The organism is Pseudomonas atacamensis, from assembly GCF_017167965.1.
GTDB lineage: Bacteria > Pseudomonadota > Gammaproteobacteria > Pseudomonadales > Pseudomonadaceae > Aquipseudomonas > Aquipseudomonas atacamensis.
The window spans coordinates 2,573,564-2,585,990 of sequence record NZ_CP070503.1; the positions used below are offsets into that span (position 1 = coordinate 2,573,564).

9 protein-coding genes and 1 pseudogene are annotated in these 12,427 nt (G+C 60.8%); 4 read left to right on the plus strand and 6 right to left on the minus strand.

The window, feature by feature from the left end; genetic code table 11:
• The first annotated feature begins 149 nt into the window (after positions 1–149).
• On the plus strand, positions 150–3,176 hold the full coding sequence (gene ydiJ / locus JWU58_RS11855) for a D-2-hydroxyglutarate dehydrogenase YdiJ (protein ID WP_206422174.1): 3,027 nt from the start codon (positions 150–152) through the stop codon (positions 3,174–3,176).
• On the opposite strand, the gene JWU58_RS11860 is transcribed toward ydiJ, so the two are convergent.
• Both JWU58_RS11860 and JWU58_RS11865 read right to left on the minus strand, forming a co-directional pair.
• Positions 3,109–3,795 (minus strand): paraquat-inducible protein A, encoded by a 687-nt coding sequence (locus JWU58_RS11860; RefSeq protein ID WP_206422018.1) that lies wholly within the window; start codon positions 3,793–3,795, stop codon positions 3,109–3,111. The genes ydiJ and JWU58_RS11860 overlap by 68 nt on opposite strands.
• Positions 3,792–4,388, minus strand: coding sequence for a paraquat-inducible protein A (locus JWU58_RS11865; RefSeq protein ID WP_123442256.1), 597 nt, complete (start codon positions 4,386–4,388; stop codon positions 3,792–3,794). Before JWU58_RS11865 ends, JWU58_RS11860 begins: the two co-directional genes overlap by 4 nt.
• A gap of 170 nt (positions 4,389–4,558) precedes the next feature.
• On the opposite strand from JWU58_RS11865, the gene JWU58_RS11870 reads away from it, so the two are divergent.
• Positions 4,559–5,728: an acetyltransferase domain-containing protein gene (locus tag JWU58_RS11870; protein ID WP_206422019.1), complete on the plus strand. Its 1,170-nt coding sequence runs from the start codon at positions 4,559–4,561 to the stop codon at positions 5,726–5,728.
• A gap of 161 nt (positions 5,729–5,889) precedes the next feature.
• On the opposite strand, the gene JWU58_RS11875 is transcribed toward JWU58_RS11870, so the two are convergent.
• Positions 5,890–7,281, minus strand: coding sequence for an aldehyde dehydrogenase family protein (locus tag JWU58_RS11875; protein ID WP_123442258.1), 1,392 nt, complete (start codon positions 7,279–7,281; stop codon positions 5,890–5,892).
• 103 nt (positions 7,282–7,384) lie between these two features.
• Here JWU58_RS11875 and ptrR point away from each other — a divergent pair, with 103 nt between their 5' ends.
• Positions 7,385–8,263 carry a putrescine utilization regulator PtrR gene (gene ptrR, locus JWU58_RS11880; protein WP_038862196.1) on the plus strand — a complete coding sequence of 293 codons (879 nt, stop codon included), beginning with the start codon at positions 7,385–7,387 and terminating at the stop codon, positions 8,261–8,263.
• Positions 8,264–8,275: 12 nt separating this feature from the next.
• On the opposite strand, the gene JWU58_RS11885 is transcribed toward ptrR, so the two are convergent.
• The 3 genes from JWU58_RS11885 to JWU58_RS11895 form a co-directional block, all read right to left on the minus strand.
• Positions 8,276–8,899: a glutathione S-transferase family protein gene (locus tag JWU58_RS11885; RefSeq protein ID WP_123442259.1), complete on the minus strand. Its 624-nt coding sequence runs from the start codon at positions 8,897–8,899 to the stop codon at positions 8,276–8,278.
• Between the two features lie 115 nt (positions 8,900–9,014).
• Complete coding sequence (locus JWU58_RS11890) at positions 9,015–9,833, minus strand: alpha/beta fold hydrolase (RefSeq protein ID WP_024013222.1); 819 nt, start codon at positions 9,831–9,833, stop codon at positions 9,015–9,017.
• A gap of 221 nt (positions 9,834–10,054) precedes the next feature.
• Entirely contained in the window at positions 10,055–11,098 is a 1,044-nt protein-coding gene (locus tag JWU58_RS11895) for an LLM class flavin-dependent oxidoreductase (RefSeq protein ID WP_123442261.1), read from the minus strand.
• A 359-nt stretch (positions 11,099–11,457) separates the two neighbouring features.
• Between JWU58_RS11895 and JWU58_RS27570 the strand changes: the two are divergent.
• Positions 11,458–12,342 (plus strand): annotated as a pseudogene (locus tag JWU58_RS27570) (cache domain-containing protein); the annotation flags it as partial.
• Positions 12,343–12,427: the final 85 nt, after the last annotated feature.

The window sequence follows — 12,427 nt, forward strand, 5'->3', positions numbered from 1 at the left end:
CTCATCGATAGCGGGTCGAATTTACGTTTGTTCCATGGCTGGCCAGCAATGAGTATGGGCGCAATCAGATGGCGGAGCCTGACGCAATCATTCCTTGCGCACAACTGTTCACCGCCACACAGCCCGATTTGACCGAGATGACCCGACCGATGATTGCCCAGCTGTCGCCTGCCAAAGCCCTGACCGGCGATTACCAACAATTTCTCGCCGCCCTGAAAGACAGCGGCTTTCGCGGTGAAATCAGCGCCGATTACGCCAGCCGCGTGGTGCTCGCGACCGACAACTCGATCTATCAGCGCTTGCCGCAAGCGGCGGTGTTTCCGCTGGACGCCGAAGACGTTGCACGTGTGGCGCGGCTGATTGCCGAACCGGCGTACGAGAAAGTGCTGATCACCCCCCGTGGCGGTGGCACCGGCACCAACGGTCAATCGCTGACGGACGGCATCGTCGTCGACCTGTCGCGGCACATGAATCGCATTCTGGAAATCAATGTTGAACAACGCTGGGTACGCGTGCAGGCCGGGGTGGTCAAGGACCAGCTCAACGCCGCGCTGAAATCCGCCGGGCTGTTTTTTGCTCCGGAACTGTCGACCTCGAACCGCGCCACGGTCGGCGGCATGATCAACACCGACGCCAGCGGCCAAGGCAGTTGCACCTACGGCAAGACCCGCGACCATGTGCTGGAGCTTGAGATGATCCTGCGCGGCGGCGAGCGTCTGCACGGCCTGCCGCTGGCCGAGGATGAGCTTGCAGCGCAGTGCGCCCGCGATGATCGCGTCGGCGAAGTCTATCGTTGTGCGCGGCAGATCATTGATGAACAGGGTGAGCTGATCAAGGCACGCTTTCCCGATCTCAACCGCTGCCTGACCGGTTATGACTTGGCGCATCTGCGCGAGGCCGACCAGCGCTTCAACCTCAACAGCGTGCTCTGCGGCGCTGAGGGCTCGCTGGGCTTCGTCGTCGAAGCGCGGCTCAACGTGCTGCCGATTCCCAAGCACACCATGCTGGTCAACATCCGCTACGCCGGGTTCATGGATGCCTTGCGCGATGCGCGGGCGTTGATGGCGCTCAAGCCGTTGTCGATCGAAACCGTCGACTCCAAAGTCTTGCTGTTGGCGATGCAGGACATCGTCTGGCACGGCGTTGCCGAATATTTTCCTGAAAACGCCGAGCGGCAGACCCTAGGGATCAACCTGGTCGAGTTCTGCGGTGACGATCCCGAAGATCTGCAGCGCCGCGTCGAAGCGTTCCTCGAACATCTGCAAAACGACCGCACCGTGGAGCGCCTCGGACATACACTGGCGATCGGTCAGGCAGCGGTGAACAAGGTCTACGGCATGCGCAAGCGGGCGGTGGGCCTGCTCGGCAACGTCGCCGGTGAAGCCCGCCCACAGCCGTTCGTTGAAGACACCGCAGTGCCGCCGCAGCATTTGGCCGAATACATCGCCGAACTGCGCGAGCTGCTCGACAGCCACGGTTTGCAGTACGGCATGTTCGGCCATGTCGACGCCGGCGTACTGCACGTGCGGCCGATTCTCGACATGAAAGACCCGCAGCAAGCGGCGCTGGTACGCCCGGTTTCCGATGGCGTCGCCGCGTTGACTCAGCGCTACGGCGGCCTGCTCTGGGGCGAGCATGGCAAGGGCCTGCGTTCGGAGTACGCGCCGGCATTCTTCGGCGAGTTGTACCCGGCGCTGCAAGCCTTGAAAGCCGCGTTCGACCCATTCAACCAGTTCAACCCGGGCAAAATCGCTACGCCGGCCAACAGCGGCGCAGCACTGCTGAAGATCGACGAAGTGACCCTGCGCGGCGAGCTGGATCGGCAGATCGACGAAAAAGTCTGGCAAAGCTACGGCGCGGCCATGCATTGCAATGGCAACGGCGCCTGCTACAACTTCGATCCTGATGACGCCATGTGCCCGTCGTGGAAAGCCACCCGCGAACGCGCGCAGTCGCCCAAGGGCCGCGCTTCACTGATTCGAGAATGGCTGCGGTTGCAGGGCGAGGCAGGTGTCGACGTACTCTCGGATGCGATTCGCAAACCGGCGTTTTTCCGCTCGCTGTGGCAGCGCTGGCGCAACAGTCGCGATCCATCGGCGGATTTTTCCCATGAGGTGTACGACGCCATGGCCGGTTGTCTGGCCTGCAAATCCTGCGCGGGGCAGTGCCCGGTCAAGGTCAACGTGCCGGAGTTTCGCTCGCGTTTTCTCGAGCTGTATCACAGTCGTTATTTGCGTCCGGCGCGAGACTATCTGATTGCCTCGCTGGAATACACCATTCCCTACATGGCGCGGATTCCGGCGCTGTACAACGGTATGATTGGCGCGGGCTGGGTGCGCAGTGCGCTGTCGCGGATCGGTGGCATGGTCGATGTGCCGTTGCTCAGCCGTTTCGATTTCCACGCGGCGATGCGCCGTTGGCAGGTGCAGCCAGCAACGGTTGCAACGCTGTCGGCACTGACCTCAGAGCAACGCGAACGCAGCGTGGTCATCGTGCAGGACGCCTTCACCCGCTACTTCGAAGCGCCGCTGCTGGCTGATCTGGTCGAGCTGATTTCGCGCCTGGGTTATCAGGTCTATCTCGCGCCGTTCAGCGCCAATGGTAAACCGCTGCATGTGCAGGGCTTTCTCTCGGCGTTCAATCGCGCGGCGTTGCGTAACGCTGAGCAGTTGCAGGCGCTGGCGCAGACCGGCGTGCCGCTGCTGGGGCTGGATCCGGCGATGACTTTGGTCTATCGCCAGGAATACCTGAAAGTACCGGGCCTGAATGAGTGCCCAGAAGTAGCGCTGGTGCAGGAATGGTTACTCAAGGTCATGCCGGAGCAGACGCCTGAGGCTCAGCCCAAAGCGTTCCGTCTGCTCGCCCATTGCACGGAGAAAACCAACGCGCCGGCCGCGACCCGCCAGTGGGAACAGGTCTTCGAACGTGCCGGTCTGAAGCTGGCCACGCAGGCTACCGGTTGCTGCGGCATGTCCGGTACCTACGGCCACGAAGCACGCAATCGCCAGACCTCGGCAATCATTTACGAGCAATCGTGGGCGCGTCAGGTGCAGGCTCCGGCGGAGCAGGGCGAGGCGTTGGCGACCGGCTACTCCTGCCGCAGCCAGGTCAAGCGCCAGTCGGATCAGGCGCTGCGCCATCCGCTGCAGGTGCTGCTCCAGACGCTGCGTCGCTGACCGTGTCGCTGGTGTCCCTGTCCCAGATCAGGCGTGGGTCGAAACTCATCGCCGCGAGCATGGTGAACACCACGACCAGGCCGAAGAACAGGATGCCCGGTCGTGGCTCGATATCGCCCAGCGCCTGGAACTTCACCAGCGCCGCGACCAGCGCGACCACCAGCACATCGAGCATCGACCAGTAGCCGATCAGTTCGACGAAGCGGTACAGCTTCGAACGCTCCCTGCGCGCCCAATCGCTGTTGCGCTGTACGGTGACCAGCAGCAAGGTCAGGGCGACGAACTTGACCCCCGGCACCGCGATACTGGCGATGAAAATGATCAGGGCAATGTCCCACGCCCCGGCCTCCCAGAACTCCAGCACGCCACTCATGATCGTGCTGTCGGCGCCGTTGCCGAGCATCACCGTATTCATCACCGGCAGCAGATTGGCCGGGATATAAAATGCCAGGGCGGCGAGCATGTACGCCCAGGTTCGCGTCAGCGAATTGGTTTTGCGCCGATGCAGCGGCGCATCGCAGCGCGGGCACTCGTGTGGCTCGTCGGTCATATCGCAGGCCAGGCCACAGCTGTGGCACAGGCATAAATTGAGTTCACTGGCGGTCGGTGGACGCTTCATAAAATGTCCCAGAGTTCGCGGATGTCACGGCCGGCAATGCGGATCATCATCAGGCTCAGCACCGCCAGGGCGAACAGGCCGATCCCCGGCAGCACATCCAGCAGGCCGGCAAGTTTGAACACCGCGACCATCGCCCCCAGCAGACACACCTCAAGCATGCTCCACGGGCGCAGGGTTTCCAGCCAGCGCATGCACAGATTGAACCCCGGTGCCCGCCTCATGCCGAGGGCGAAAGTCAACACCCAGACCAGCAACACTAGCTGAAATGCCGGGGCGATGATGATTGCGATCGCCGCGACCATGGCGATAAAGGTGATCGGTCCCTGGCTCAGCGCGAGCACCGAATCCCATAGGGTTGCGCTGTTTTTCATGCCTTTGAGGCTGATGCTCATCACCGGATAGAAATTGGCGAACAGCCACAGCATCGCGGCCGTGAACGTCAGGGCCAGACGCTGCTCGATGGTCAGGCCGTTGAAGCGCTGCAGCACGCCACCGCAGCGCACGCACAGGGTTTTCTGGTGTTTGGCGAGCACGACTTTCTCGTACACGCAATCACAGTGCTCGCAGATGATCAGGTGTTCGGTGTTGACCATGGACAGCGCTCAAGGGCAGGGCGGATCTGTTCACTATAGAAGGCTGGCGCTGATGGGCAACTTCGATGCTGGATGTTTGGGTTTTGTTTTTCTGATGTTATAAGGTAACGCAAAATTTATGGGCGGCGTTATGGCTGTCCGGTGTTATCCCTCTCGATTGCGAAAGATCCATGACTCCTGTGCTTCCCCGTTCTGCCCCGTTGACGACTGGCCGGCTGCTATCCATTGATGCGCTCAGAGGCCTGGTGATCCTGTTCATGCTGCTCGATCACGTACGTGAAACCTTTCTCTTGCACCGACAGGTCTCCGATCCGATGGACATCGCCAGCACCGAGCCGGCGTTGTTTTTCAGCCGCACATTGGCGCATCTGTGTGCGCCGGTGTTCGTCTTGCTGACCGGTTTGTCGGCATGGCTCTACGGCGAAAAATACGCCGGCAAAGCCGATGTCAGCGCGTTTCTGTTCAAGCGCGGATTGTTCCTGGTGGCGCTGGAATTCACTTTGGTCAACTTCGCCTGGACCTTCCAGTTGCCGCCGAGCGTGATCTACCTGCAAGTGATCTGGGCGATCGGCCTGAGCATGATTGCGCTGGCGATGCTGGTCTGGTTGCCACGTGCGCTGCTGCTGACGCTGAGCGTGGCGATCATCGCCGGGCACAACCTGCTCGACGCGGTGCATTTCCCGGTCGAGTCGGCGATGCATGTGCCTTGGGCGATTCTGCATGATCGAGGCTGGATCGAGATCAGCGAAACCCTGCGCCTGCGCACCTCGTACCCGCTGCTGCCGTGGATTGGTGTAATCGGCCTGGGCTATGTGCTGGGGCCGTGGTTTGCTCGCGGCATGGACGCGGCGGTGCGTCAGCGTCGTTTGCTGATTGCTGGGGTCGCTGGTTTGCTGGGCTTTGTGGCGCTGCGCTTGATCAATGGCTACGGCGAAAAACCGTGGGCGATCAGCGATTCGCTGGTGCAGACACTGATGAGCTTTTTCAACATCACCAAATACCCGCCGTCGCTGCTGTTTCTCGCGCTGACTGTGAGTACGGGTCTGTTGCTGTTGCTCGCCTTTGAGCGCGTGCAGAGTCGCCGCTGGATTGGCTGGCTGACGGTGTTCGGCTCGGCACCGATGTTTTTCTATCTGCTGCACTTGTATGTTTTGAAGGTGTTGTACCTGATCGGTGTGGCGCTGTTTGGCCTGAATCAGGGCAACTATTTCGGCTTTTCGACGGTGACCGCGGTGTGGCTGGCGGCGGTGGTTCTTGCCTTGGTGCTGTTCCCGGCAGTGCGCTGGTTTTCGGCACTGAAAGCGCGGCGGCGGGACATCAGCTGGCTGAAGTATCTGTAAATCGAAGCAGAGCTTGAGGGAGTCGTGCACCAAATCATCTGCGCAGCCGTGCCCCTGTGGGAGCGAGCCTGCTCGCGAAGAGGTGTGTCAGTCGATGCAACGGTGACTGACAGGACGCTTTCGCGAGCAGGCTCGCTCCCACAGGTTTTACAGCACCCGGCTTATTTACGATCCAGCCATACGGTCTGCGCGTTGCAGAATTCCCGTACGCCAAAGTGCGACAACTCGCGACCGAAGCCGCTCTTCTTCACGCCGCCGAAGGTCACCCGAGGATCGCTCGCCGAGTAGCCGTTGATGAACACGCCGCCGGTTTCCAGTTCGCTGGTCAGTTGCTCGGCCAGCGCGACGTTGGCGGTGTAGATCGTGGCGGTCAGGCCGAAATCGCTGTCGTTGGCCAAGGCCACGGCGTGTGCGCAATCGCGGGCGGTGATAATCGAAGCGACCGGGCCGAACAGTTCTTGCTTGAACGAGGTCATGCGGTCGGTTACATCGGCGAGCACGGTCGGTTCGTAGAAATTGCCGGCGCCTTCGGCTTTTCGGCCGCCGAGCAGCAGCGTCGCGCCTTCCTCCAACGTGTCACGCACTTGCTGATCCAATTCATCACGCAGATCGAAACGCGCCATCGGCCCGATGTAAGTGTCAGCGTTGAGCGGATCGCCCATCTTCAACTGGCGTGTCGCTTCAACGAACTTGCGGGTGAATTCCTCGACCACACCTTGTTCGATGATCAAGCGTTTCGCAGCCGCGCAGACCTGGCCGGAATTCTGATAACGACCGACCACCGCCGCGTGCACCGCCTCATCCAGATCAGCATCGTTGAGCACGATGAACGGATCGGAGCCGCCCAGTTCCAGCACGCATTTCTTCAATGCCGCACCTGCCTGAGCACCGATGGCCATGCCGGCGCGGACGCTGCCGGTCAGCGTCACAGCGGCGATGCGCGAATCGGCAATGGCGCTGGAAACGCCTTCCGGGGTGACGTTTATCACTTCAAACACGCCCTCGGGGAAACCGGCGCGGACGAACGCATCGCGCAGCAGATAAGCGCTGCCCATCACGTTCGGCGCATGCTTGAGCACGTAAGTGTTGCCAGCGATCAGCGTCGGCACCGCGCCGCGCAGCACTTGCCAGATCGGGAAGTTCCACGGCATTACCGCCAGAATCGGCCCCAGCGGACGGTACTCGATACGCGCCTTGCCGCCTTCAACCTGGGTGGCTTCGGCGTCGAGCATGGCCGGGCCGTGCTCGGCGTACCACTCGCAGAGCTTGGCGCATTTCTCGATTTCGCCACGGGCCTGGGCGATCGGCTTGCCCATTTCCTGAGTGATCATGGTTGCCATCGCTTCTGAGGTTTCACGCAGCGCGCCGGCGAGGGCGGTCAAAAGGCGCGAACGATCCTGCAGCGGCTTGCGCTTCCACTTGCCAAAAGCAAAGGCAGCGCGAGTCAGCGCCGCATCAAGGGCAGCGGCGGATTCAAACGCGTAATGCCCGATCTGCTCGCCGGTGGCGGGGTTGATCGAGATGGCGTGGGTCTGGCTGGAAATCTGGCTCATGACGTTGTCCTGTAGGTTCGTCGGATGGGCCTAGAGTAGGGTGGCGTTAGTTTTCTGGAAACTGAATAATAAAGAGCGTTTCCTTCACGATTGGAGAATGACTGTGGATCTGGTGCAACTGGAAATCTTCAAGGCCGTGGCCGAGCACGGCAGCATCAGCGCCGCCGCCACGCAGATTCATCGCGTGCCGTCGAACCTGACCACGCGGATCAAACAGCTGGAGCAGGACCTCGGCGTCGATCTGTTTATCCGCGAGAAAAGCCGTCTGCGCCTGTCGCCGGCCGGGTGGAGTTTTCTCGAATACACGCGGCGTATTCTCGATCTGGTGCAGGAAGCTCGAGCCACTGTGGCGGGTGAGGAACCCCAGGGCGCGTTCCCCTTGGGTTCGCTGGAAAGTACCGCAGCAGTGCGTATTCCCGAACTGTTGGCGGCGTACAACCAGCAGCACCCGAAGGTCGATCTCGATCTTTCGACCGGGCCATCGGGGACGATGATCGACGGCGTGCTGTCCGGGCGTCTCGCCGCTGCATTCGTCGACGGCCCGGTGCTGCATCCGGCCCTGGAGGGTGTGCCGGCATTCGAGGAGGAAATGGTCATCATCGCGCCGCTCAATCATTCACCGGTCGAACGTGCGGCGGACGTTAACGGCGAGAATATCTATGCCTTCCGTTCCAACTGTTCCTACCGTCACCATTTTGAAAAATGGTTCAGCACCGACGCTGCCGTACCCGGCAAGATCTTCGAAATGGAGTCCTACCACGGCATGCTCGCCTGCGTCAGCGCCGGTGCCGGCCTGGCGCTGATGCCGCGCAAAATGCTGCAGAGCATGCCCGGCAGCGCGACGGTCAGCGTCTGGCCGCTGACGGCGGACTTCCGCTATCTGACCACTTGGCTGGTGTGGCGCCGGGGCACGGTGTCGCGCAGTCTGAGCATGTTCGTGCGTTTGCTTGAAGAGCGGGGCGTGGTGCGTGAGCAAGCCTGATCGAGCGTATCTTTATGGCGTGCCGTTGCGCCCGTACAAGCGATAACCGTCGCGCTGATTCAAACGATCGTAATAGGCGCTTACCGCCGCCAGATTCCCGTGATCAAGCGGCGTTTCGAACCAGCGATTGACCGACAGCCCGATCGAAATGTCCGCCAGGGAAAACTGCTCGCCACTGACGTAAGCGCCAGTCTTCTCCAGTTGGCGGTCGAGGATTTCCATGTTGCGCATCCAGTCCCGGCAGCCGGCGGCCAGGGCATCGCCGTCCTGATAGTCGGGCGACTTGCGCACCAGTGCCATCAGCGGGTATGACCACGAGCGATTCAGCTCCGAGGCCTGCCAGTCGATCCACTGATCGACCTGCGCCCGGGCAATAGGCTCAGCGGGATACAAATGGGCGCCGCCGTAACGCGTCGCCAGATAACGAATGATTGTGTTGGATTCCCAGAGAGTGAAATCGCCGTCCTGGATCACCGGCACCATGGCGCAGGGATTGAGCGCGAGGAACTCCGGTGTGTTTGGCGACTTGAAACCCGAACCCCAGTCTTCGCGCTCGAACGGGATGTCCAGTTCGGCACAGGTCCACAGCACTTTGCGCACATTGATCGATGAGGCTTTGCCGAGTATTCGCAGCATTGGATTTCCTTCTCCGGGTAGTGGACGCAGAAAAATACCATAGCGCAAAACACAAGGCCCGCATCGCGCGGGCCTTGGTTCATCAGCATCTGACTACGGCTTTTGCCGGGCGGAATTACCGATTGAGGAACGCCAGCAGATCCTCATTCAACGCCTGCGCGTGGGTCACGGCGAACCCGTGCGGCGCGCCGGCGTAGACCTTCAACTCGGCGCCTTTGATTTGCGCGGCGGCCTGCTTGCCGGTGGTTTCGAATGGCACGATCTGGTCGCCGTCGCCATGGATCACCAGAGTCGGCACATCGATCTTGGCCATGTCCGGGCGGAAGTCGGTTTCCGAGAACGCGGTCACGCAGTCGACGGTGCCCTTGAGCGACGCCAGCAGCGCGATGTTCAGGGTTTGCGTGAGCACGCCGTCGGAGACTTTCTGGCCCTGATTGGTGCCGTAGAACGGCGCGTTGAAATCAGCGATGAATTGCGCACGATCCTTCAGCAGGCCGGCCTTGATGCCGTCGAACACCGATTTGTCGACGCCGTCGGCGAAGTCGGCTTTCTTGCCGAACAGCGGCGTGACCGCACCGAGCAATACCAGGCCGGCAACGCGCTCGCTGCCGTGGCGGGCGATGTAGCGGCTGACGTCGCCGCCACCCATGGAGAAGCCGACCAGGGTCACGTCGCGCAGGTCCAAATGGTTGATCAGGCCAGCGATGTCATCGGCGAAAGTGTCGTAGTCGTAGCCGGTCCATGGTTGATCGGAGCGCCCGAAACCACGGCGGTCGAAGGCGATGGTGCGATAGCCGCGACTGCTCAGGTATTCCATCTGGTATTCCCACATGTCGGCATCCAGCGGCCAGCCGTGGCTGAAAAGCACGGGCTTGCCGCTGCCCCAGTCCTTGTAATAGATCTCGGTGCCGTCTTGGGTCTTGAAGGTGCTCATGCAAACTCCTTGTGATCGTGTGTGGCAAGAATAGATGCCGAATGGGCAACGGCCACTATCCGCGCAAAGTGCGAAAGGCACTTGTACGCAAGTGCTGGTTTGGCAGTAGGAAAGAGTCGTACGTTGCGCGATGAGTATTTCACTTCGACATTACAGAATTGAAAAAGGGCGAGCTCTGGTCGGAGTCGCCCTTTTTTCAATGCTGAGAGATGGACAGGCTTCTAGCGAAACGCCGGCACCACATGCTTGATAAACAACTCCAGCGACTTCTTCTTCTCTTCATGCGGGAGACTGTTGTCGCACCAGAAACTAAACTCATCCACCCCCAGTTCCTGGTAGTACCTGATCCGCGGAATGATCTCTTCCGGCGTGCCGATCATCGCGGTCTTGTGCAGACTCTCCAGTTCAAACTCCGGACGTCCGGCAAACTTCTCTTCCGGGCTTGGCGCAAGGAAGCCGTTGACCGGGGTTTGCTTGTTGCCGAACCAGGCATCGAAAGTGCGGTAAAAACGTGAGATGGCTTTGGCGCCAACTTGCCAGCCGTCCGGGTTATCAGCGGTGTGCACGTGGGTGTGGCGCAGCACCATCAATTGTGGGCGCGGTACGTCTGGGTTGTTGTCGAGCGCGGTCTGGAATTTGTTCTTCAGGTCGAGGACTTCTTCGTCGCCTTTCATCAATGGCGTGACCATGACGTTGCAGCCGTTGGCCACGGCGAAGTTGTGCGAGTCGGGGTCGCGGGCGGCGATCCACATGGGTGGGTTGGGCTTCTGGATCGGTTTCGGCACGCTGGTGGAGGTAGGGAATTTCCAGATGTCGCCGTCGTGGGCGTAGTCGCCTTGCCACAGGGCACGGACCACCGGGACCATTTCGCGCAGGGCCTGGCCGCCGCTGGAGGCGGGCATGCCGCCGGCCATGCGGTCGAATTCAACCTGATAGGCGCCGCGCGCGAGACCGACTTCCATGCGGCCGTTGCTGATCACGTCGAGCAGGGCGCATTCGCCGGCGACGCGAAGCGGGTGCCAGAACGGCGCGATGATGGTGCCGGCGCCGAGGTGGATGGTCGTGGTTTTCGCTGCGAGGTAGGCCAGCAGCGGCATCGGGCTTGGGGAGATGGTGTATTCCATGGCGTGGTGTTCGCCGATCCACACGGTGCTGAAACCGCCGGCCTCGGCCATCAGGGTCAGTTCGGTCAGGTCTTCGAACAGTTGGCGGTGGCTGACGCTTTCGTCCCAGCGTTCCATGTGTACGAACAGGGAAAATTTCATGACGCTACCTCGAGTCTTTTGTAATTGGCCGGTCGTGTGCGGGCCTGTCGAACTGACGTGAACGCGTTGCGCTCGCGAGTCTTCTCACCATTCAAGCACGCCTTCGAGGACGGCTGTTCGGTTGATTGAATATTGGTATACCATAATACGGAATATCCGCAAAATATTTCTGACCGACACTTCGAACAAGGAAGGCGCAAGCAATGAACATAAAACAAAAACTGACTCTGGCGTTTGCGGTAATCGCCAGCCTGCCGGTGTTACTGGTGGCAGCGCTGATCATCCTCAATGTCCGCGAGGGCGCGCGCGACACCTTTACCGACAGCACCGGGCGCGAGGTGCGTCAGGTGGAAAACGCGATGCAGCTGTTTTTCGAGGGCATCAGCCAAAACGTTGCCTATCTGGCCGAGCATCCGCAACTGCAGAGCATCGACACCAGCCTTAAACGCTACCTGAGCAGCGACGCTGCGCAAGTGCCGATGGGGCCGCAGGATCAACAGCTGTTCAAACTGTTCGACGGTCTGGCTAAGGCGCATCCGGCCTACACCTATCTATCTGTCGGCACCGAGCAGGGCGGTTATCTGTTCTGGCCGGGCGATGCGAAGTTGGCGAACTACGATCCGCGCACCCGGCCCTGGTACAAAACCGCGATGGTCAACCCCGGCAAAACCCTGCGCACCGAGGCCTATTACTGGGCTGCGGATGACGTGGTGCTGGTGAGCACCGTGCACAGTTTCAACAACCAGTTGGGCAGCAATGCCGGCGTGGTCAACATCGATGTGTCGCTCAAGCAATTGACCGACCTGGTCAAGCAGATCCGCCTTGGTGAGAGCGGTTATCTGATGTTGATGGAAGCCAACAACACCGTGCTGGTCGACCCGAGCGATCCGGCGCACAACTTCAAGAAACTCAGCGATCTCGGCGACGGTTATCAGCAACTGGCCGAGGCGGGCAAAGGCCTGGTCGAGGTGCAACTGGCCGGCGAGCATTACATGGCGCTGGTCTGGCCGTCGCAGGCGTTGGGCTGGCGGTTTGTCGGCTTGGTCAAGGCGAGCGAAGTGATGGCCGGGGCGACTCGTTTGACCTGGATGATCGGCGCTATCGCTGTGGTTTGCGCATTGTTGTTTGCAATGGCCGGCGCTTGGTTTGCCGGACTGATTGTCAAGCCGATTCGTGGTGTCGCCAGTGGTCTCGAAGGCATTGCCCAGGGCGAGGGCGATCTGACTGCGCGACTGGAAGTACGCGGGCAGGATGAAACCGCGCAACTGGCGGGCTGGTTCAATCAGTTTCTTGAAGCGATTCGTACGTTGATTCAGCGCATCGGCCAGG